The sequence below is a fragment of the Achromobacter ruhlandii genome (assembly GCF_902859695.1).
In the GTDB taxonomy this organism is placed as follows: domain Bacteria; phylum Pseudomonadota; class Gammaproteobacteria; order Burkholderiales; family Burkholderiaceae_B; genus Achromobacter; species Achromobacter ruhlandii.
The window spans coordinates 48,794-69,618 of sequence record NZ_CADIJL010000029.1 but is presented as its reverse complement, the minus strand read 5'-3'; the positions used below and the strand labels follow the sequence as shown (position 1 = coordinate 69,618).

Annotated in this window: 20 protein-coding genes; 13 read left to right on the top strand and 7 right to left on the bottom strand. The window is 65.0% G+C overall.

Annotated features, from left to right (window positions below; all coding sequences use genetic code 11):
* From HV742_RS25550 to flhD, 6 genes are all read right to left on the bottom strand, one after another.
* On the bottom strand, window positions 1–468 hold a 468-nt coding region (locus HV742_RS25550), incomplete at its 3' end, for an Hpt domain-containing protein (RefSeq protein ID WP_175146686.1).
* 29 nt (window positions 469–497) lie between these two features.
* Window positions 498–878: a response regulator gene (locus HV742_RS25545; RefSeq protein WP_006387511.1), complete on the bottom strand. Its 381-nt coding sequence runs from the start codon at window positions 876–878 to the stop codon at window positions 498–500.
* Window positions 879–880: 2 nt separating this feature from the next.
* Window positions 881–1,870 (bottom strand): flagellar motor protein MotB, encoded by a 990-nt coding sequence (gene motB, locus HV742_RS25540; RefSeq protein ID WP_049074404.1) that lies wholly within the window; start codon window positions 1,868–1,870, stop codon window positions 881–883.
* Window positions 1,871–1,881: 11 nt separating this feature from the next.
* A complete protein-coding gene (gene motA / locus HV742_RS25535; RefSeq protein WP_006387509.1) occupies window positions 1,882–2,751 on the bottom strand; it encodes a flagellar motor stator protein MotA in 870 nt (289 codons plus the stop codon).
* Between the two features lie 117 nt (window positions 2,752–2,868).
* Window positions 2,869–3,450 (bottom strand): flagellar transcriptional regulator FlhC, encoded by a 582-nt coding sequence (flhC, locus tag HV742_RS25530; RefSeq protein ID WP_049074406.1) that lies wholly within the window; start codon window positions 3,448–3,450, stop codon window positions 2,869–2,871.
* Window positions 3,451–3,481: 31 nt separating this feature from the next.
* The gene (flhD, locus tag HV742_RS25525; protein ID WP_006219025.1) at window positions 3,482–3,805 is read right to left on the bottom strand and encodes a flagellar transcriptional regulator FlhD; all 324 of its coding nucleotides are present in this window, start codon (window positions 3,803–3,805) and stop codon (window positions 3,482–3,484) included.
* Window positions 3,806–4,235: 430 nt separating this feature from the next.
* Between flhD and HV742_RS25520 the strand changes: the two genes are divergently transcribed.
* The 5 genes from HV742_RS25520 (at window position 4,236) to rfbF (ending at window position 13,177) form a co-directional block, all read left to right on the top strand.
* Entirely contained in the window at window positions 4,236–4,991 is a 756-nt protein-coding gene (locus HV742_RS25520) for an RNA polymerase sigma factor FliA (RefSeq protein WP_175146685.1), read from the top strand.
* A gap of 213 nt (window positions 4,992–5,204) precedes the next feature.
* Complete coding sequence (locus tag HV742_RS25515; RefSeq protein ID WP_175146684.1) at window positions 5,205–6,809, top strand: methyltransferase regulatory domain-containing protein; 1,605 nt, start codon at window positions 5,205–5,207, stop codon at window positions 6,807–6,809.
* A gap of 281 nt (window positions 6,810–7,090) precedes the next feature.
* Window positions 7,091–8,770 carry a flagellin N-terminal helical domain-containing protein gene (locus tag HV742_RS25510; RefSeq protein WP_068953003.1) on the top strand — a complete coding sequence of 560 codons (1,680 nt, stop codon included), beginning with the start codon at window positions 7,091–7,093 and terminating at the stop codon, window positions 8,768–8,770.
* A gap of 238 nt (window positions 8,771–9,008) precedes the next feature.
* Complete coding sequence (locus HV742_RS25505; RefSeq protein ID WP_175146683.1) at window positions 9,009–12,410, top strand: bifunctional class I SAM-dependent methyltransferase/glycosyltransferase; 3,402 nt, start codon at window positions 9,009–9,011, stop codon at window positions 12,408–12,410.
* A complete protein-coding gene (gene rfbF, locus HV742_RS25500) occupies window positions 12,407–13,177 on the top strand; it encodes a glucose-1-phosphate cytidylyltransferase (protein WP_068953008.1) in 771 nt (256 codons plus the stop codon). The genes HV742_RS25505 and rfbF overlap by 4 nt, the downstream gene beginning before the upstream one ends.
* Before the next feature lie 19 nt (window positions 13,178–13,196).
* Here rfbF and HV742_RS25495 read toward each other — a convergent pair whose 3' ends face one another.
* Window positions 13,197–13,946, bottom strand: a complete 750-nt coding sequence (locus HV742_RS25495; RefSeq protein WP_175146682.1) for a class I SAM-dependent methyltransferase — start codon at window positions 13,944–13,946, stop codon at window positions 13,197–13,199.
* A 253-nt stretch (window positions 13,947–14,199) separates the two neighbouring features.
* On the opposite strand from HV742_RS25495, the gene rfbG reads away from it, so the two are divergent.
* The 8 genes from rfbG (at window position 14,200) to HV742_RS25455 (ending at window position 20,797) form a co-directional block, all read left to right on the top strand.
* Entirely contained in the window at window positions 14,200–15,270 is a 1,071-nt protein-coding gene (gene rfbG / locus HV742_RS25490) for a CDP-glucose 4,6-dehydratase (RefSeq protein WP_175146681.1), read from the top strand.
* Window positions 15,267–15,824: a dTDP-4-dehydrorhamnose 3,5-epimerase family protein gene (locus tag HV742_RS25485; RefSeq protein ID WP_175146680.1), complete on the top strand. Its 558-nt coding sequence runs from the start codon at window positions 15,267–15,269 to the stop codon at window positions 15,822–15,824. Before rfbG ends, HV742_RS25485 begins: the two co-directional genes overlap by 4 nt.
* Complete coding sequence (locus HV742_RS25480; RefSeq protein ID WP_068953016.1) at window positions 15,821–17,065, top strand: class I SAM-dependent methyltransferase; 1,245 nt, start codon at window positions 15,821–15,823, stop codon at window positions 17,063–17,065. Before HV742_RS25485 ends, HV742_RS25480 begins: the two co-directional genes overlap by 4 nt.
* A complete protein-coding gene (locus HV742_RS25475) occupies window positions 17,062–17,886 on the top strand; it encodes an NAD-dependent epimerase/dehydratase family protein (protein ID WP_175146679.1) in 825 nt (274 codons plus the stop codon). The genes HV742_RS25480 and HV742_RS25475 overlap by 4 nt, the downstream gene beginning before the upstream one ends.
* Window positions 17,887–18,642: a cephalosporin hydroxylase family protein gene (locus HV742_RS25470; protein ID WP_054431990.1), complete on the top strand. Its 756-nt coding sequence runs from the start codon at window positions 17,887–17,889 to the stop codon at window positions 18,640–18,642.
* 19 nt (window positions 18,643–18,661) lie between these two features.
* Window positions 18,662–19,162, top strand: coding sequence for an acyltransferase (locus HV742_RS25465; protein WP_068953020.1), 501 nt, complete (start codon window positions 18,662–18,664; stop codon window positions 19,160–19,162).
* Window positions 19,163–19,223: 61 nt separating this feature from the next.
* Complete coding sequence (locus HV742_RS25460; protein WP_175146678.1) at window positions 19,224–20,024, top strand: phytanoyl-CoA dioxygenase family protein; 801 nt, start codon at window positions 19,224–19,226, stop codon at window positions 20,022–20,024.
* The gene (locus tag HV742_RS25455; RefSeq protein WP_081330489.1) at window positions 20,021–20,797 is read left to right on the top strand and encodes a TylF/MycF/NovP-related O-methyltransferase; all 777 of its coding nucleotides are present in this window, start codon (window positions 20,021–20,023) and stop codon (window positions 20,795–20,797) included. Before HV742_RS25460 ends, HV742_RS25455 begins: the two co-directional genes overlap by 4 nt.
* Window positions 20,798–20,825: the final 28 nt, after the last annotated feature.

Here is a 20,825-nt window from a genome sequence, read left to right as displayed (position 1 = left end):
CGCCGGCACCACCGGCGCGGGCGCGGCGACCGGGGCCGGCGCAGGCGCCGCGGCCGCCGCGGGATCCTTATGCTCCAGGGCGAGCTGCCTCAACACCGCGCAGATGCGCTCAAACACGGCTTCATCGGGCTCTTCGGAGGCCCGGTAGGCATCCAGTTGGCTTTTGAGCACGTCTTTCGTTTCCAAGAAGATATCAATCATGTCCGTACGCAGCGCCATTTCGCCGCGACGGATCGCGTCCAGAAGGTTTTCAAGCAGATGGGTGGTGCCCGCCAGCTGGTTGAAGCAGCCGAACGTCGCCGCGCCGCCCTTGATCGAATGGGCCGCGCGGAAAATGGCATTGAGCTGTTCGATGTCGGGCGCGCCGACGTCGAGCTCGAGCAGCAACTGCTCCATTTGCGCGAGCAGCTCGTCCGCCTCGTCGAAAAAGGTCTCGTAAAACTGACTGAGGTCCAAACCAGAACTCATGACCCGTACGCCTTCATAAATGAACCTGCCTACGCGCCGGATTGCTCGTCGAGCAATTCGGACGCCAATTCCACCAGCACATCGGGATCGACCGGCTTGGACAACCAGCCGCACACACCCAGATCCCGAGCCGCCATCTTGCTGTCCACGTCATCCTCGGTGGTCAGCACCAGCACCGGCACGTCCAGGTACTGTTCCTGTTCGCGCAGGCCCTGGATCAATTGCAGGCCTCCCATCACGGGCATGTTCCAGTCGCTCACCACCAGGTCGACCGGGTGGCTTTTCGCCACTTCCAGCGCTTCCTGACCGTTGCCAGCCGTCAATACCTTCCATCCCGCGCCCGTCAGCGTCGCCTGGACGATCATTCTCATCGTCGCCGAATCGTCCGCCACCAGAATCGTTGCCGCCATTGCTATCGAGCCCCTTCGGCGGGCGGCGTTGCCGCCGCGTCGCCTTGCTTGGTTGCCGTCGTGGCCTGGGCGGCGGCATTCACCGCCTCCACGGCCGTTCCAACCTCGCGGGCATCCTTGGCGCTGACGTCCGCGGCCGCGGCGTTCTCGTTTTCGATGCGCCGCTGGGTGCTCTGGTTGAGCACCACTAGGCTGATACGTCTATTAACGGCCGCATATGGATCATCTTTAACAAGGCTCATGCTCGAGGACAGACCCTGGATGCGCATGACCTTGCTTTCGTTCATCCCGCCGGCCACCAGTTCCTGGCGCGAGGCGTTGGCGCGATCGGCCGAGAGTTCCCAGTTGCTGTAGGCGCGCTCGCCGCGCGCGTACTGCGACGCGTCGGTATGGCCCGAGATGCTGACCTTGTTGGGCAGTTCGTTCAAAACCGGCCCCAATTCCCGCAGGATGTCGCGCATGTAGGGCTGCACCTCGGCGCGGCCGGTCGCGAACATGGGACGGTTCTGGTTGTCGATGATCTGGATCCGCAGGCCTTCGGTGGTCAGGTCGATCAGCAATTGGGGCCGGAAACTCTTGAGCACCGGACTGTTCTCGATGACGTTTTCCAGGCGCTTCTTGAGGTTTTCCAGGCGATGCTGGTCGCGCCGCTCGGCGTCGCCCATGGGCTGGGCCTCGACCCGGTTGCCCTGGGCGCGGCGTTCGTCGCCATCGCTGCGCAGCGGGTCGCGGCCGCCGCCGGGAACCGCGCTGGTCTCGGCCGAGCTGCTGGGACCGCCGGTCAGCGCCACGCGCAGGGGCATGCGGAAGTATTCGGCGATGCCCTTGAGTTCCTCGCGCGGCACGATGCTGATCAGCCACATCACCAGGAAGAACGCCATCATCGCCGTGATGAAGTCGGCGTAGGCGATCTTCCAGCTGCCGCCGTGGTGCCCGCCGCCGTGGACCTTCTTGCGGCGGATCACCACACGGTGGTTGTTTACCGTGCTCATGGCCCGCTCCGTCAGGCCTTGGCGGTGGACTTGGTCTGCCGGACGTGTTCTTCCAGCTCACCGAAAGTCGGGCGCACCGACGAATACAGCACCTTGCGGCCGAATTCCACCGCCAGTTGCGGCGGGTAGCCGTTCATGCTGGCCAGCAGCGTGGTCTTGATGCATTCCAGCACCTTCATGGCCTCGTCCGTGCGGCGCTCGATGCGCGAGGCCAGCGGACCGACGAAGCCGTAGGCCAGCAGGATGCCCAGGAAGGTGCCGACCATGGCCTTGGAGATCAGGTCGCCGAGGATGGCGGGCGGCTGGTCCACGGCGGCCAGCGCCTTGATCACGCCCAGCACCGCGGCCACGATACCGAAGGCCGGCAGGCCGTCGGCCATCTGCCGGATCATGCTGGCGGGCACTTCGCGTTCGTGGCGGTAGGTCTCGATTTCCTCGTCCATGAGGGTTTCGATTTCGAACGAGCTCATGTTGCCGCTGATCATGATGCGCAGGTAGTCCGTGATGAACTCCATGAGCTTCTCGTCCTTGGCGATGCGCGGATACTCGCTGAAGATCGGGCTGGAGGCCGGATCCTCGATGTGCGATTCGATCGCCATCAGGCCTTCGCGGCGCGCCTTGTTCAGCAACACGTACAGAAGCGCCATCAGCTCCATGTAGACGTCCTTGCCGTAGCGCGAGCTTTTCAGCGTATCCGGCAGCGCCTTCTTGACCAGCATCAGCGACTTCTTGCTGTTGCCGGCCAGGAACGCGCCGAAGGCCGCGCCGAAGATCAGCGTCAACTCGAACGGCTGGTAGAGCGCGCCCATGTGGCCGCCCAGCGCTACGAAGCTGCCGATGACCGACACGATCACCACTAGAAAACCGATAACAATCAACACATCAGGCCCCTGCCAACGAAGTCTAAAACCGGCGTCAATGATCCCCTGTTCCCCCCGACCCAAAAAGGCGGGTTACGGGGACTTTTCCAGGGCTTTTGATGTATTTGGACGCGCCGCTCAGGAACGGGCGGCGTCTACGGCAGGCGCGGAGCGGCTGCCCGCGCGCGCCTTGGCGGCGGCGCGGGTCTTGCCGGCGCGGGGTGGCGGGCGGCAGATCGCGCACACGAAATCCGATTGCGGATCATGCGCATGGGCGATGAAATGCCCGCCACACTGGCGGCAGGCCGAAAGCTGCAGCATGCCACTGTCGAAGAACCGCACCAGCATCCAGGCGCGGGTGAAGCTCAGCACGGGTTCGGCGGATTCGGCGTTATCGACGCCGGCATTTTCGAGGTACAGGCGGTACGCGTCGATGATGGCGCGGATGCCCTTGCTGCTGGTACGCGCATTCAGGAACGAATACACGTTGTAGAAAAGCGAGGAATGGATGTTCGGCAACCAGGTCATGAACCAGTCGACCGAAAAAGGCAGCATGCCCTTCGGTGGCGAGCAGCCGCGGATTTCGCGGTACAGGCGTGCCAGGCGGTCGTGGCTGAGGCTGGTTTCCGCCTCCAACACCTGCAGCCGCGCGCCCAGGGTGATCATGGAGCTGGCTAGCAGGATGTCATCCGCTTCCTGCGAAACGCTCTTGGTGGCCATTACACGTGTCCGAGTGGGATTCGACAGGCCGTCAGGCCAGTTCTTCAACAGGTTGCTTGGCCAGCAGGATCGTCGCGTGCGCTTGCTGCAGCGCACCGCCCAGCACGTCGTGGGTCAGGGCGGACAGCAGGCTGTAGTCGTCGAAACGGAAACGGCACAGGAGCGAACTGGAACTGGCCAGCTTCACCAGCTGGGCCGGAGAAAGACGCATCAGGATATCGGCAACCTCATTGCTGAAACCCAGGCGGAACATCGATGCAGCATAGTCATCGCGCAGCATGCGCTGCGCGAGAAGTAGATAGGACAGATTCACTTCACGAATATCTGCCAGCAAAGAATTTTCGACTTGTTGCACGCCCGACTCCCTATTCCCTATCCCACCGAAGGGGCTTGATAACCAAAGCATTTCGCAACATATGTTGCGCCCTGCCCGCTGCATCCTGTTTTAATGCGAAATGTATCATTTGTTCGCAATTTAAGTAAAATTTACCACAGGTCATGTCATTTTCTATGACTTATATGACAAATCTTTGTTGATATTGCGCAACTTGAGACTTTAGATACACCTTGACATAGAAAGCCCTGACAAATGTACGTCAATTTGGCAAATAAGCATTCAAAACGTTGCGTGCTTTAGCGAATGAAATGCCGTCTTTTGCCGACAATGGCACCTTGCCGATCACAGAATCTTGCTAGCTTTAGCGTAGCCGCGCGTTTGTCGACAATGTCGCAAATTGACAACAACCGACAATGCGTCACGATGGACACCGCCCGACATTTCCGCAATGCCCCACGCAGATGACAGCTTGGTCGAATATGCCCCGCTAGTGCGGAAGCTGGCCCTGCAATTGCTCGCCCGGCTGCCGGCCAGCGTCGAGCTCGACGACCTGATCCAGGCCGGCATGATCGGACTGCTGGACGCCGTGCGGCGCTACCAGGAAACCGCCGACGCCCAGTTCGAGACCTACGCCACCACCCGCATCCGCGGCGCCATGCTGGACGAGTTGCGCGGCCAGGATTGGCTGCCGCGCAGCGTGCGCGCCAAGGCCCGCAAGATCGAACAGGCCATCCAGCAGCTGGAGCAACGCCTGATGCGCGCGCCGAGCGAAGCCGAGATCGCGCAGCAGATGGAAATGCCGCTGAACGAATATCAGACGCTTCTGCACGACGCCCAAGGCGTGCAGATCGTCCATTACGAAGATTTCGCCACCGAGCCCGACACCGCCTCGGGCCAGTCTGACTGGGCCGCCACGCTGAATCACGGCACCGCCGGCGGCAATCCGCTGGATTCGCTGCTGGCCGGCGATTTCCGCCAGGCCCTGATCCACGCCATCGACTCCCTGCCCGACCGCGAAAAGCTGCTGCTTTCGCTGTGCTACGAACAGGGCCTGAACCTGAAGGAAATCGGCGCGATCATGAACGTGACCGAGGCCCGCGTCTGCCAGTTGCGCTCGCAGGCCACCGCCCGCATCCGCGCCAAGCTGCGCGAGCAGGCCTGGCAGCAATTGCCCCTGGAGGGGCAGATCGCGCAGATTATCTGAGGCGGCTGCTTGGCGACCGTATCAGCACGCCGCCAGACCTTCACTGCCCGCGCAAAATCCGCAGGGCGGCCCTGGCGACAGGAATTCCAGGGAAATCGGACGCTATTCACGCCATTGCCCTCAGCCGGACCTTGTTAGCCTTGGAAGCTGACATAAATAGGGTGCGCGCAAGCCGTCCGCCGCCGGCCGCACCCCCGCCCCTGGAATTTCGCGATGAGCGCACCCGACGTCCTAACGCAGGCCATTTCCGACGCCTACGACGAAACCCCCTATATCTCGCTGCCGTTTTCCTATACGTCGCCCGGCCACCTGCGCGCGGCCGCCAGCCTGTACAACCTGGAGGCACCCGCGCTGGCGCATGCTCGGGTGCTCGAACTGGGCTGCGCCGCCGGCGGCAACCTGCTGCCTTTCGCCCTGGCCCATCCCGAAGCCCAGGTCGTCGGCATCGACCTTTCGCCACAACAGATCGAGGCGGGCCAGCGGGCCGCCGAAGCGGTCGGTGCCCGCAATCTCGACCTGCGGGCGATGAGCCTGACCGACATCACCGCCGATTTCGGCACTTTCGACTACGTCATCTGCCACGGCGTGTTCAGCTGGGTGCCACCGGAGGTGCGTGACGCGATCCTGCGCATCTGCCGTGAAAACCTGGCGCCGCAAGGCATCGCCTATGTCAGCTACAACACCTATCCGGGCTGGAAGGCGTCCGACGTGATCCGCGACGCCATGATCCTGAACAGCTTCGGCGCGGAAACGCCGCAGGACAAGTTGGTCCGCGCCAAGGCCATGCTGGAGCTGATCGAGGGCGGCCTGTGGCAGAACAACCCGCTGCGCTCGGCGCTGCAGGAAGCCGCCCGCAAGCTGCGCGGCCAGACGGACCACTACCTGCTGCACGAATACCTGGAAGCGATCAACACGCCCTGCTATTTCCTGGAATTCGCCGCCGCGGCGCAACAGGCCGGGCTGGCCTACGTGACCGATGCCGAACCGCAATTGACGTTCCCCTCCACGTTCGGCGGCGCCGTGGCGGTGGGCCTGAACGGGCTGTCGGTCAACGCCGGCCGGGAAATGCGCGAGCAATACCTCGATTTCGCCATCGGCCGCTCGTTCCGCAAGAGCCTGCTGGTGCATGCCGAGCGCGCCGGCGACATCCTCGACCAGCCCGAGGGAGGCGCCTTTGTCGCCATGCATTTCGCCGCCGACCTGACGCCGCTGCCCGGCGCGGCGGGCGCCCCGGCCGGGCAACGCCAGTTCCGCACCGCCGCCGGGACCGCCATCACCACCCAGGATCCGGGCATGATCGGACTGATGGAAACGCTGGCCCAGGCCTGGCCGCAGTCGCTGCCGTTCGCCGCGCTGCTCGAGGCCGAGCGCGGGCACGCGGCCGACGCGCCTGCCGACGCCCTGGCCAACGCGATGATCGGCCACCTGGTGACGCTGGTGCAGGCCAGCGCCCTGCACTACCGCCTGGAACCGGCCGCCTACCAACCTGCGCAGACCAAGCCGCGCCTGATCCCCGGCGCCTTGCAATTACTACAAGAAGTAACTAAAGCGGGTTGCCAGGTTGGCATGCACAGCCTCTGGCATCACGCCGTCACGGCGCCCACCAACAGCCTGCACCAATACCTGATGCGCCACATCGACGGCGAGCACAGCACTGCCGAACTGCGCACCCTGGCGCGCGACGCGCTGACCGCCGGACGCCACCCGCACCCGGACGGCAAGTCCTACAAGGGCGCCCGCAACCTGGATCCGGTGGCCCAGGAAATCGTCAACGGCCTGCTGGCCGCCCTGCGCCGCGCCGGCCTGCTGCTGCACTGACAGGTCCGTCCGGCGGCCGTGCTCCGGCCGTCGGACAAGTCTGTATATAGTGCGCTGACCACCCCGTCCGGCCTCCCAGCCAGATCATCAGACCAGTCTGTAATTGGTATCCAACAACATTTTGCGAATACCAAAAAAAAGCCCTAAAGATTGATTTGCGACTGCCGTAATCCTTGCAACGGAGAAATTCGAAGACGCAAGAAATCGAATTCTTCCCGTTACAACGATGGGCGGCCCCGCTGCCCGGTTTGAAGAAGCCTTTCTCTCTTGGGAGCCTAAACATGGCTGCAGTCATTAACACCAACTACTTGTCGCTGGTTGCTCAGAACAACCTGAACAAGTCGCAATCCGCCCTGGGTACCGCCATCGAGCGTCTGTCGTCCGGCCTGCGCATCAACAGCGCGAAGGATGACGCCGCCGGTATGGCCATTGCCAACCGCTTCACCGCGAACGTCAAGGGCCTGACCCAAGCCGCTCGCAACGCCAACGACGGCATCTCGCTGGCTCAAACGACCGAAGGCGCTTCGGCCGAAATCAACACCCACCTGCAGCGCGTTCGCGAACTGTCGGTGCAAGCCGCCAACGGCAGCTACTCGCAAGAGCAGCTCAACTCGATGCAAGACGAAATCAACCAGCGTCTGTCGGACATCGACCGTATCTCGCAACAAACCGACTTCAACGGCGTGAAGGTTCTGTCGGCCAACGCCAAGCCCCTGACGCTGCAAGTCGGCGCCAACGACGGCGAAACCATCACCCTGAACCTGACCGAAATCAGCGTCAAGACCCTGGGCCTGGATGGCTTCAACGTGAACGGCTCGGGCGTGACCCAGAACCGCACGGCCACCGTGTCCGACCTGCAAGCCGCTGGTGGCGTCGCCGCCGGCAACGACTGGACCGTGACCACGAACCACGCCAGCGCTACCGCTGACCAAGTGTTCGGCAAGCTGGAAGCCGGTAACAAGGTCACCGTCGGTACCGGCACCGCCGCTACCGTCTACACCTACGACGCCGCCAACAAGAATTTCACGTTCACCGACAAGTCGGCTTCGGACGCTGCTTCCGTGACCGCCCTGGCCAACTCGCTGCGCCCGGCCACCGGCACCACGACCGCCACCTACACCCACAGCAACGGTTCCGCTTCGACCTCGTTCGAAGTCGACGCCACGGGCAAGGTCACCATCGGCGGCCAAGCTGCCTACCTGGACGCCGCCGGCAACCTGACGACCAACAGCGCCAGCGCCACCGCTGCCACGCTCGACTCCGTCATGACCGCCGCGTCGAACAACACCGGCGCCGCCGGTTCGTCGTCTGTCGCCATCGGCGGCAAGACGTACTCCAACACGGGCACCGCCAACCAACTGTCGTTCACCAACACCATCGCCTCCGATGCGCTGCTGGCCAACGTCAAGGCCGCCGCCAACTCGTCGATCCAGCTCGGCCAAGGCATCACCAGCGCCACGGTGACGCTGGCCAACGGCACCTCGACCGACACGTACGTCGATGACAAGGGTTCGTTCACGACCACCAAGACCTACGACACGGTCTACACGGTTGACCCCAACACGGGCAAGGCCACGGTCAAGAGCGGTACGGGCACGGGCGACTACGCTCCCAAGGTCGGCGCCACCGCCTACGTCAGCGCCTCGGGCAAGCTGACCACGGACACGACCAGCAAGGGTACGCTGACCACCGATCCGCTGAAGACGCTGGACGCCGCCTTCACCAAGCTGGACAAGCTGACCGGTGAGCTGGGTGCCGTGCAGAACCGTCTGGAATCGACCATCGCCAACCTGAACAACGTGGTCAACAACCTGTCCAACGCCCGTTCGCGTATCCAGGACGCCGACTACGCCACGGAAGTGTCGAACATGTCGAAGGCCCAGATCCTGCAACAGGCTGGCACCTCGGTTCTGGCCCAAGCCAACCAAGTGCCGCAAACCGTTCTGTCGCTGCTGCGTTAATTCGCGACAGCACAGTATGGACGGGGGAGGCTCCGGCGTCCCCCCGGCCATGGCGCTTCGCGCCATGGCCAGCCCCCCGAACCCGCCTCTCGGCGGGTTTTTTCATTCTCGCTCGCTTCAAGCGGTTTCATCCAAACTGGCGGGAAATTGGCACGCTGATTCGCTGAATGGACGCTCGCCGGCGTTCATAGAATGAACGCAATAATCCCCCGAGGCTCGCCCCTCCTTCGCACGCCACATGTCTTATCCGGCCCATACTCAACGACAAGCCGCCGCCGATCCCGGACGCCTGGCTCCCAGTCACTCTCCCGCCCGGTTGCGCGCGACCGCCCACCTCTACGGCGTCGATACCGTCCCCCTTGAAAATGCCCGCGTGCTCGCCATCGGCTGTGGCGACGGCGCCGGCCTGCTGCCCTTTGCCCTGGCCTACCCGCAGGCCCAGGCGGTCGGCATCGACGCATCCGAAGCTCTGGTTGCACGGGGAACGGCGGCCGCCCAGCGGCTGGGCGCGGCCAACCTGCAGCTGTACGTGGGCGAAGCCGCCGACATCGGCACCCAACTGGGCCAGTTCGACTACGTGATCGTCACCGGTCTCTACAGTTACCTGCCGGCGCCGGCGCAGCAGGCATTGCTGCAGTCCTGCGGACAGGTGCTGTCGCCCCAGGGCCTCCTTTACCTGGACAGCCACGTCTATCCAGGCGCCAAGTCGCTGGAAGTGGTGCGCGACGCCATCATGCTGCACGGCCACGCCGCGAAGAACGATGCCGAACTACGCCAGAGCGCCACGGCGGCGTTGTCCCTGTTCAAGGAAGGCATGGCGGCGGCCAACCCGCACGCCTCGGCACTGACAGCCGCGGCGGAACAATTCGCCCGCGCCTTCGGCGACACGGCATCCGACGCCAATCCGCTGGCCTGCAACCCCACCTATTTCGTCGAACTGGCCGGCGTGGCCGCCCAGGCGGGGCTTGCCTACCTCGGCGATGCGCAGCCGCTGAGCGAGTTGCCGCTCTCGTTCGGCCAGGGGGTGTCGCTGAACCACAGCTTGCTGGCAATGGGGCAGCCGGCCACCGTGCGCCAGCAATACCTCGACTTCGCCACGGGGCGTGCATTCCGCCAAAGTCTCTGGCTGCGCGATGAGCGAGCCGCCGAAGTCCAGCGTCCGGACCTGGCGCGGCTGTGCGAGCTGCGCTTCGCCTCCGGCCCGATCCGGCTGGCCGCCAATGGTCAGGAACAGGGCGCCACCTATGTAAGCCACCTGGGCCGCGCCCTGATCACGCACGACGCCGACGTAGTCACCGTGGTGGACACGCTGGTGCATGCGTGGCCTTGCTCGTTACCCTACAGCACCCTGCTGGCGGTCCTGCTGTACCGCAACCAGATCGACAACGATGCGGGGGCCAAGATCCTGCAGCGTGTCCTGCAAACCCTGCTCGAGCACGATCTCGTGCACTATTGCCTCGATCGCGGCCCCTACGAAACCGAGGGCGACGATGCGTTCAGCCTGCTGCCATTCCTGACGGAGACCGTGGCTGACGACGAACCCGCGCTACCGCGCTTCAACCTGTGGCACGAAACGGTCAACTACCTGCCGCCGCCGGAACAGGCGGCGGTCGTCGCCAATCTGGCAGCCGGCCGCCTGCCCAGCGTGGCGGCCGACAATGCCCCCGCCCCGCAACCGGCGGACGTGGCGGAAACCTTGGCGCTGCTCAAGCGCTATGCCTTGATCTGCGGCGGCCCCAAGGCATGGGCCGATCTGTTGCGCCGCACGCTCGAGGCGGCGGGGGATGCCTACATGCCGTTGGCGGGCATGTACGCCAGCGCGCAAGCCTGCCTGAGCCTGAATTCGCGTGTGCTGCAGGCCAGAGGGCACCAGTCGAACCTGCCCGCTGGCATCGCAGCACCGGTCAAGCGCATGCACGAACTGATGGTGCAGAAAGCCTACCTCGAGGCGGAGCCGGTTGCGCGCCAGCTGACCCGGCTATCGCCGCGTTTCTGGGATGCCTGGGAAGCCCTGACCGTCGCCCTGTTCAGCACCTTCCGCAGCTCGCAAGCCTTGCAACCGGCGCTGACCATGATGGATCTGGCGCCGGCCGATCCCCAGAGCCACATCGTACTGGCAGCCGTGCTGACCCAATTGGGGCGCACCTCCGAGGCGATCGGCGTGGCCCGCCGCGCGATCGAATTGGATCCGCGCAGCGCCGAGACCCATTCGGCTCTCGCCGACGCACTGGCCGCCGAGCGCCGATACAAGGAAGCCGAGGCCTGCAACCAGACCGCGCTGACCCTCGATCCGACCCACCGCAAGGCGCTCATCAATCTGAGCAAGATCTACATCGACTCGGGTGAGGTGACCAAGGCCGAGCTGATGACCCGCAGGACCCTGACGCACTACCCGACCGCCCCGGTGGCGCGCAACAACCTGTTGTTCGCCATGAACTATTCGGACGATCGCACGGCCGAAGAGGTGTTCCAGGCCTACCGCGACTATGACACCGACCTGTGCATGCCGCTGCGTTCGAGCTGGAAGCCGCACGCCAACACGCGGGACCCGGCGCGCAAGCTCAAGGTCGGGTATGTCTCGCCCGACTTCCGCCAGCACTCCGGCAACTACTTCATCGAGCCGGTGTTCGCGCACCATGACCGCGAGCGCTTCGAGCTGACCGCCTACGCGGAACTGGCGACCGAAGACGCGACCACGCCGCGCCTGAAGGCCTATTTCGACCACTGGGTGCCCACCGCGGCGCTGACTGACGCGCAGCTGGCCGAACGCATCCGCGCCGACGGCATCGACATCCTGATCGACGTCGCCGGCCACACCGCCGGCAACCGCCTGGGCGCGTTCGCGCGCAAGCCGGCGCCGGTATCGCTGACCTGGCTGGGCTTCGGCTACACCACCGGGCTGTCGGCGATCGACTACATCATGACGGACGGCGTCATGCTGCCCGAGGGCTATGAGCACCTGTTCTCGGAAAAGCCCTGGCGGCTGCCGCAAGGCAATTTCATCTACCGGCCCGGCGGCGGCATGGGCGACCCCGGCCCGTTGCCGGCGCTGAAGAATGGTTACGTGACCCTGGGCACGCTGACCCGCGCGATCCGCATGAACGACCGCACGGTCAAGGTCTGGTCCGAGATCCTGCGCCGCCTGCCGCGGGCGCACCTGGTGGTCAACAGCACCAGCTACCGCGACGGCCCGATGTGCGAGCAGCTGATCCGCCGCTTCGAGGCCCACGGCATCGAGCGCCAGCGCCTGGAGATCGGCTGCACCAGCCCGGCCTGGGACGTGCTGCGCGGCATGGACATCGGCCTGGACTGCTTCCCCCACAACTCGGGCGTCACGCTGGTCGAGACCCTCTACATGGGCGTGCCCTACGTGACGCTGGCCGACCGCCCCAGCGTCGGCCGCATCGGCGCCTCGGTGCTCCAGAGTGTAGGCCATCCGGAATGGATCGCCGACAACGAGGCCGCCTACATCGACAAGGTCGTGGCGCTGGCCAGCGACATTCCTGCGTTGCAAACCCTGCGTGGCACGCTACGCGGCCAGATGAACGCCAGCCCCCTCATGGACGAGCCGGCATTCGCCCGCAAGTTCGAAGCCGCCCTGCGCGGCATGTTCACGAATTGGTGCGAGAACCAAGCATGAAAGCAATCATCCTGGCCGGCGGCCTGGGCACCCGTATTTCCGAAGAGACTCATACGCGCCCCAAGCCGATGATCGAGATCGGCGGCCGCCCGATCCTGTGGCACATCATGAAGACCTACTCCGCCCACGGCGTGAACGAGTTCGTGATCTGCTGCGGCTACAAGGGCTACATGATCAAGGAGTATTTCGCCAACTACTTCCTGCACATGTCCGACGTCACCTTCGACATGGCCGACAACCGCATGGAAGTACACCAGCGCAAGGCCGAACCATGGCGCGTGACGCTGGTCGACACCGGCGAGAACACCATGACCGGCGGCCGCCTCAAGCGCGTGGCCGACTACGTCAAGGAAGAAGAGGCGTTCTGCTTCACCTACGGCGACGGCGTGGCGGACATCGACATCAGCGCCCTGATCGCGTTCCACCGCCGCCATGGCGGCCAGGCGACCGTCACCGCGGTGCAGCCCCCCGGCCGCTATGGCGCGCTGCGGCGCGAAGGCGACCGGGTCACCGGCTTCACCGAGAAGCCGCGCGGCGATGGCGGCCTGATCAATGGCGGCTTCTTCGTGCTGTCGCCCAGCGTGCTGTCGCTGATCGAAGGCGACGACACCAGCTGGGAAGCGGCGCCGCTCGAAGCCCTGAGCCGCGACGGCCAGTTGCACGCCTACGAACACCTGGGCTTCTGGCAGCCGATGGACACGCTGCGCGAAAAGAACCTGCTGGAATCGCTGTGGAGCACGGGCAAGGCGCCCTGGAAGGTCTGGTGAAAAGGCGGATTCCCGCCTTTTACTTGATCACCATGCCCTGCCCGGTGGGCAGTTCCAACACCCGGTAACCGCGCCGCGCAAACCAGGGGTCCTCGGCGTCCTTCTGCGCCCGGTAGTACAGCCAGCCATAGTCGTCCAGGATCAGGACCGCCCCCGGGACCATGCGGTCGAACAGCATGTCCAGCGCGCCGATTTCGGCCTCGGCATTGTTCAAGTCCAGATGCATGAAGGCGATCTGCCGGGGGGCCGCCTCGTGCAGCACTTGCGGGACCTTGCCCTGGCTGACCGTGACGTTGGGCAGATCCGAAAACCGCTGCCGCACCCAGCCATACAACTGCTTGCTGTGCTCGGGCATGGCGTGATGCGGCAGGGACGGATCGTGATCGAACAGGTCGTAGAGGTAATAGCGCCGATCGGCCTGGGCCCCGAAATCGACCGCGTCGCAGACTATCCGCGCCGTCGTCCCCTTGTAGCAGGCGCATTCGACGAAATCTCCGGCCAGGCGCAGGCCGTTGCGCACGCCCCAGAGCACGACGGCGATCCGCCACAGCACCGCCTGTTCGACGTCGGTGGCCGCGTGGCGGCGGAACGCCTGCATCAGGGCCTCGTCCTCCAGGAACCCGAGGTTGCGATGGTAGGTAAAGATATTGTCCCCGGCATAGGCGCCCGCGCCCGACCCGATGGCATCCAGCGCCGACTGGATCCCCCGGTAAAACAATGGCTGGTCCCTCAGCCCGAAGAAAACCGATTTGATGTGATTGTTGGCCATGACGGAAATGTTCAAAGTGAGTCATTGATGCTGATATCCAACCTTACGAAGAATTGCATGGTCCCGCGCCTGAAAGTGCCCCGACTCATGTGGCAACTGGCCCATCGCGAAACTGGAAGTAAAACTAAGGGGCGATTTCTCGCCTGATCTTTCTATTGCTGCGCGCACACGTCTCTAGAATGGACAGCATCCCGAAAAACGCCTCTGGCCCCCATCGTCACCGCTACCGGCATTTGATCTTCCATTGGTATCCATGAGCGGCTCTGCCCTGCCTTCACCCGCCTTTTGGCGCCAAAAGCGCGTCCTCCTGACCGGCCACACCGGCTTCAAGGGCGGCTGGCTGGCGCTGTGGCTGCAGCGCCTGGGCGCCCAGGTCACCGGCGTGTCGTTGCCGCCGGCCACCTCCCCCAGCCTGTTCGAGGCCGCCCGTCTCAAGCTGGCGGTCGACCATCATGAAATCGACATCCGCGACGCCGCCACGCTGCGGGCCCGGGTGCGCGATGCGCGACCTGAAATCGTGCTGCACCTGGCGGCCCAGGCGCTGGTGCGGCCCAGCTACGCCGCACCGGTGGACACGTTCGCCACCAACGTGATGGGCACTGCGCACCTGCTGGACGCGCTGCGATCCGCGCCGGACGCCAGGGTGGCCGTCATGGTCACCACCGACAAGGTGTACCGCAACAACGAATGGCCCTACCCGTACCGCGAACACGACACGCTGGGCGGCCACGATCCCTATAGCGCCAGCAAGGCGGCCAGCGAACTGGTCATCGCCTCGTACCGCGACGCCTTCCTGAAACAACAAGGCCTGGCAGTCGCCAGCGCGCGCGCCGGCAACGTGATCGGCGGCGGCGACTGGTCGGTCGACCGCCTGCTGCCCGACGCCGTGCGCGCCTGGCGCGATGGCGGCGAGCTGCTGGTGCGTCGGCCCCAATCGGTGCGGCCGTGGCAACACGTGCTGGAACCCTTGGCCGGCTACCTGACCCTGGCGGAGACGCTATGGCGGGATCCGGCGCTGGCCGACGCCTACAACTTCGGACCGGATGCCGCCGAGGCCGCGCCGGTGCGCACGGTCATCGACCTGGCGCAGGCCGCCTATGGCCGCGGCCGCACGGTCTATGCCGAGCATCCGCAGGGTCCGCACGAAGCCGGCCTGCTGACGCTGGATACCTCGAAGGCCCGCGCCGTGCTTGGCGTGGCGCCGCGCTGGCCGCTGGCCACGGCGGTGACGCGCAGCATGGACTGGTACCGCCGCTTCGACGCGGGCGAGGACGCGCTGGCGCTGTGCCAGGCCGACATCGACCGCTACGCGGGGCCGCGATGAGCCTGGAGATCCACGACACGCCGCTGGCCGGCCTGAAGCGCGTGCGGCGCCACCCGCGCGGCGATACGCGCGGCTTCCTGGCGCGCCTGTTCGATGCCGAGGCCCTGCGGGCCGCCGGCTGGAACGGCGCCATCGCGCAGGTCAACCATACCCATACCGCCCAGGCCGGCACGGTGCGCGGCATGCACTACCAGTTGCCGCCGCATGCCGAGATGAAGCTGGTCAGTTGCATCCGCGGCGAAGTCTGGGACGTGGCGGTGGATCTGCGCCGCGGCTCGCCCACCTTCCTGCAATGGCACGCCGAACGCCTGTCCGCCGACAACGGCTGCGCGCTGCTGATCCCGCAGGGCTTCGCCCATGGCTTCCAGACGCTCGGCGATGACGTCGAAATGCTGTATTGCCATTCCGCGGCCTACGCCCCGCAGGCCGAGGCCGGCCTGCATTTCCAGGATGCCCGCCTGGGCATTGCCTGGCCCCTGCCCCCTACCCTGGTGTCCGACCGCGACCTGAATCATCCGCGCCTGGATGCCGCTTTCCCGGGAGTCGCACTGTGAAGTGCCGCCACTGCCAGGCCGAACTGAGCCTGCCCTTTCTCGACCTGGGCCACGCGCCGCCGTCCAATGCCTATCTGAGCGCCGATGCGCTGCGCGGCCCGGAAACCTGGTTTCCGCTGCGCCTGCTGGTGTGCGAATCGTGCTGGCTGGTCCAGACCGAGGACCACGCCGGCCGTGAGGCCCTGTTTACCGACGACTACGCCTACTTCAGCTCGTTCTCGTCGTCCTGGCTGGCGCATTCGCGCCGCTACGTCGACGCCATGGCCAGCCGCTTCGGGCTGGGCCCGCAGAGCATGGTGTGCGAGATCGCCGCCAATGACGGGTACCTGCTGCAGTACGTCAAGGCCGCCGGCATCCCCTGCTATGGCGTCGAACCCACCGCCAGCACGGCGCTGGCCGCGCGCGAACGCGGTATCGACATCGTGCAGCGCTTCTTCGGCGTCGAACTGGGCGACGAACTGGCCAGCACCGGCCGCGCGGCCGACCTGATCGCCGCCAACAACGTGCTGGCGCACGTGCCGGACATCAACGATTTCGTCTCGGGCTTCGCCGCGCTGCTCAAGCCCCAGGGCGTGGCCACCTTCGAATTCCCGCACCTGCTGCGCATGGTGCGCGAGAACCAGTTCGACACGGCCTATCACGAACACTATTCCTACCTGTCGCTGACCGCGGTCGCGCGCATCTTCCGCGCCAACGGCCTGGCGGTGTTCGACGTCGAGCACCTGCCCACCCACGGCGGCAGCCTGCGCGTGTATGCCCAGCGGCTCGACACCGGCAAGCACGAGGTGACCGTGGAGGTGGCGCGCACGCTGGACGAGGAGCAACAGGCCGGCATGACCGGCGCGGCCTTCTACGAGCGCTTCCAAGAGCAGGCCGAGCGCATCAAGAACGACCTGCTGGCGCTGCTGGTGGAGCTGCGCCGCAATGGCAAACGGGTGGCCGCCTATGGCGCCGCCGCCAAGGGCAACACGCTGCTGAACTTTGCCGGGGTGCGGCCCGACCTGCTGCCCTACGTGGTGGACCTGAACCCGGCCAAGCAGGGCAAGTACCTGCCGGGCAGCCATATCCCCATCGTCGCCGAGGAAACCCTGCGGCAGGACCAGCCTGAGTACATCGTGGTGCTGCCCTGGAACCTGAAGACGGAAGTCTCGCAGCAGCTGGCCTACGCGCGCGAGGGCTGGCACGCCAAGCTGGTCACGGCCGTGCCCGGCCTGGCAATCGACGGCGGCCACGACGCATGAATACCGCGCCGGTCACCGTCCTGGGGGCAACGGGCTTCATCGGCCGCCACCTGCTGGCGCGCCTGCGCGCGGACGGCGTCGCCTGCGAGGCGCCGGCGCGAAATGATGCCGGCCTGTTCGACCGCCCCCTGGGCCACGTGATCTACGCCATCGGCCTGACGTCGGATTTCCGCAGCCGGCCGCTGGACACGGTGCAAGCCCACGTCTGCCTGCTGCGTCGCCTGATCGAAGCAGACAACTTCGACAGCCTGACCTACCTTTCCAGCACCCGCGTATATGCCGGCGCCAGCGACACCCGCGAGCAGGCCGCGCTGACGGTCAATCCGAACCACGCCAGCGATCTCTACAACCTGTCCAAGCTGATGGGCGAATCCCTGTGCCTGCACGGCGGCCATCCGCGGGCCCGGGTGGCGCGCCTGTCCAATATCGTGGGCCTGCGCGACGCGCCCGACAGTTTCATCGACCAGCTGCTCGAGGAAGGCGCGCGCGACGGCCGGATCACGTTGCACACCACCCTGTCCTCGCGCAAGGACTACCTGTACATCGACGACGCCGTGGCCCAGATCCTCGCGCTGGCGCAATCGGACGCCGCCGGTATTTTCAACGTCGCCCACGGCCAGGGCGTCGACAACCGCGCCATCGCCGAGTGCCTTGAAGCCGCGCTGGGCTACCGCGTCACTGAAGCGGCCGACGCGCAGCCCTGGGCCTTCGCCGATATCGACACCCAACGCATGCGCACCCGCTTCGGCCTCGCGCCGCGCGCGTTCGCCGACTATTTCCCGCATTTTCTGGCGCAGTACCGCCAACGCAAAGGAATCTGAATGTCCTACCTTGAAACCACGCCCGACGCGCATCCCGAATACCGCCAGGAAAAAGCCGCCCGCATCGGCTCGTTCGCGACCGACCAGGAATTCCGAGAGCTGTCGATCGCCTGGCGCCAGATGGCGCTGGAGCGCAAGTACATGAACAATTTCTCCTGGGCTGGCCGGCCGCTGATCCAACTGCCCATGGACGCCATGGCCATGCAGGAACTGATCTGGGCGGTCAAGCCGGACCTCATCATCGAGACCGGCATCGCCCACGGCGGCTCGCTGATGCTGTCGGCCTCGATGCTGCAGTTGCTGGGCGCCGGCGAGGTGGTGGGCGTGGACATCGAGATCCGCGAGCACAACCGCCGCGCCATCGAGGCCCACCCGCTGGCCGGCCGCATCCACCTGATCGAGGGCTCCAGTATCGACCCCGCCACCATCGCCCAGGTGCGCGCGCACGCCGAAGGCAAGAAGAACATCATGGTGTGCCTGGATTCGAACCATACGCACGACCACGTGCTGGCCGAACTGAATGCCTATGCCGACCTGGTCAGCGTGGGCAGCTACTGCGTGGTGTTCGACACCTTCGTCGAGGACATGCCGGCCGACTACGAATGGCCGGGCCGCCATTGGGGCAAGGGCAACAACCCCAAGACCGCCGTCTGGGAATGGATCAAGAGTCACCCGGAATTCGAGATCGACCGCTCGGTCGAGGATCGGCTACTGGTAACCTCGGCGCCCGACGGCTTCCTGCGCCGCAAGGCCTGATCACGCCGCGCGCAGCACCATGATCGAAATCGCCCCAAGCGCCCGCGTTTCTCCGCTGGCCGACATCGAGGACTCCACCCGTGGCACGCGGATCGTGATCGGCCCCGGCGTCGTGGTGGACTCGTTCGTCAAGATCAAGCCGGCGGGCGGGGCCGGCGACGTCATCATCGGCCCCGACTGCGTCATCAATTCTGGTTGCGTGCTCTATACCGGCAACGGTATCCGGATGGGCGCGCGCGTGGCGGTCGCGGCCAATTGCACCTTCGCGCCCGCCAACCACGAGTTCCGCCGCCGGGACCTGCCGATTCGCCAGCAGGGCTTCCGCCCCAGCAAAGGCGGCATCCTCATCGAAGACGACGTCTGGATCGGCGCCAACTGCGTGTTGTTGGACGGCGCCGTCCTGCGGGAAGGCTGCGTCATCGCCGCGGGCAGCGTCGTGCGCGGCGAGGTGGCCGCGTTCTCGATACAGGGTGGTCACCCCATGCGCGTGCTGGGTTGGCGCGAAGACACTGGCGTCTGACATAAGCCGACCCTAGGCAATTCCTTCGTACACACTGCAATAAAAAAAGCAACGGACTCATATGCGCGAGAAATTTGAAGCCGACGGCTATCTGGTCCTGAAGGACTTCTGGAAGCATGGAGAACTGGACGAACTGGAAGCGCAGTTAAGCGAACTCGGACGGCGCATCGTCGGCCCCCAGTTCGATGTCCATGATCTCAGCCGCTACGAGCTAGAGCCCGCCACGCAGTCGCTGCTGTACGATCGGCTGAAGTATCTGCCGGCGCTGTCGCGCATGTCGGGCAGCGCGGCCGTCGATCGGCTATGCCGTGATCTTGGCCTGGCTCATCCCGGTTTGATGGGCTGCTGCAACATGCGCCTGGACAAGCCTGCCGATGCCCGCCACCTGTTCGCCTGGCACCAGGACACCCTGTACCTGCTCGGTTCTGAAAACGCGGTGACGCTGTGGATACCGTTCCAGGACGTCAACCTCGAAGCCGGCACCATCCAGGTCATTCCCGGCAGCCATAAAAAGGGCTTGTATCCGTTCAAACGCATCAGCGACAAGGTCATCGCACCGTATGTGCCGTTCCTGCAACGAGACCTGAGCCTGGACTACGACGTCGATGAGACCCCGACGACGATCACCGCCGAGCGTGGCGATGTGGTCGTGTTCAAGCAATTGCTGTTGCATCGCAGCACCCCAAACCTGGGCACGCAGATCCGCTGGACCACGCAATTGCGCGTCACCGATCTGGCGGACCCCGAATACCGACGCCAGCGCTATCCCACAGGGGATCGCAGCAACATTTTCTATGTCGACTATCCAGGCCACAACGCCCAACGCCGCCGTGAACAGGAAGCCGCAAGGACCGCAACATGAATGACACCATTGATCCCTCCCGCTTCCGCCAGGACGGTCGTAGCACCACGCGCGAAGTCGGCTACCGCGCCGAACTGGGCGAGTTCTTCGACACCGCCGGCGGCAGCACGGTGGAGAAACTGGAGAACTTCGCCAATTTCGTGCCGCGGCAAAGCCTGGCGCGCTTCCTGTGCCTGACCGAACTCTTCAAGATGGCATTGCATGTGCAGGGCGACATCATGGAATGCGGGGTCAACTGGGGAGGCGGCCTGATGACCTTCGCCCAACTCAGCGCCACATTGGAACCCGTGAACCTGCAACGCCGCATCGTCGGCTTCGACACGTTTTCGGGCTTCACTGGAATCGCCGAACAGGATCGCCACGCGGTGATCCAGACGTCCGAGCGCCGCGCGCACGGTTACGAGGCCGACAGCTACGCCGACCTGCAGCGCGCCATCGGGTTGTTCGATGCCAACCGCTTCATTGGCCACATTCAAAAAGTCGAACTGGTGAAGGGCGACGTGGCCCAAAGCGTGCCCGAGTATCTGGCGCGCGAGCCCCAGACTGTCGTATCGCTCCTGCACCTGGACCTGGATCTGTACGAACCCACGCGGATCTGCCTGGAGCACTTTCTCCCGCGCATGCCCAAAGGCGGAGTCATTGTCTTCGACGAACTGAACAACCGCACCTGGCCGGGCGAAACGCTTGCAGTGATGGAAAAGCTTGGCTTGAACAAGCTGAGAATCCAGCGCTTCACCTACGAACCCCACATCAGCTATGCAACTCTCGAATAGCCGCTCCAACGCAAGCTCCGCCTCGCCA

Excerpts from the sequence above, each read along its gene's own strand:
- motB (WP_049074404.1), bottom strand. The coding sequence starts at position 1,870 with ATGAGCACGGTAAACAACCACCGTGTGGTGATCCGCCGCAAGAAGGTC.
- rfbF (WP_068953008.1), top strand. The coding sequence starts at position 12,407 with ATGAAAGCAATCATCCTGGCCGGCGGCCTGGGCACCCGTATTTCCGAA.
- HV742_RS25465 (WP_068953020.1), top strand. The coding sequence starts at position 18,662 with ATGATCGAAATCGCCCCAAGCGCCCGCGTTTCTCCGCTGGCCGACATC.
- HV742_RS25460 (WP_175146678.1), top strand. The coding sequence starts at position 19,224 with ATGCGCGAGAAATTTGAAGCCGACGGCTATCTGGTCCTGAAGGACTTC.
- flhC (WP_049074406.1), bottom strand. The coding sequence starts at position 3,450 with ATGGCCACCAAGAGCGTTTCGCAGGAAGCGGATGACATCCTGCTAGCC.
- rfbG (WP_175146681.1), top strand. The coding sequence starts at position 14,200 with ATGAGCGGCTCTGCCCTGCCTTCACCCGCCTTTTGGCGCCAAAAGCGC.
- HV742_RS25495 (WP_175146682.1), bottom strand. The coding sequence starts at position 13,946 with ATGGCCAACAATCACATCAAATCGGTTTTCTTCGGGCTGAGGGACCAG.
- HV742_RS25455 (WP_081330489.1), top strand. The coding sequence starts at position 20,021 with ATGAATGACACCATTGATCCCTCCCGCTTCCGCCAGGACGGTCGTAGC.
- HV742_RS25485 (WP_175146680.1), top strand. The coding sequence starts at position 15,267 with ATGAGCCTGGAGATCCACGACACGCCGCTGGCCGGCCTGAAGCGCGTG.
- HV742_RS25505 (WP_175146683.1), top strand. The coding sequence starts at position 9,009 with ATGTCTTATCCGGCCCATACTCAACGACAAGCCGCCGCCGATCCCGGA.
- HV742_RS25470 (WP_054431990.1), top strand. The coding sequence starts at position 17,887 with ATGTCCTACCTTGAAACCACGCCCGACGCGCATCCCGAATACCGCCAG.
- HV742_RS25475 (WP_175146679.1), top strand. The coding sequence starts at position 17,062 with ATGAATACCGCGCCGGTCACCGTCCTGGGGGCAACGGGCTTCATCGGC.
- HV742_RS25520 (WP_175146685.1), top strand. The coding sequence starts at position 4,236 with ATGCCCCACGCAGATGACAGCTTGGTCGAATATGCCCCGCTAGTGCGG.
- HV742_RS25510 (WP_068953003.1), top strand. The coding sequence starts at position 7,091 with ATGGCTGCAGTCATTAACACCAACTACTTGTCGCTGGTTGCTCAGAAC.
- HV742_RS25515 (WP_175146684.1), top strand. The coding sequence starts at position 5,205 with ATGAGCGCACCCGACGTCCTAACGCAGGCCATTTCCGACGCCTACGAC.
- HV742_RS25545 (WP_006387511.1), bottom strand. The coding sequence starts at position 878 with ATGGCGGCAACGATTCTGGTGGCGGACGATTCGGCGACGATGAGAATG.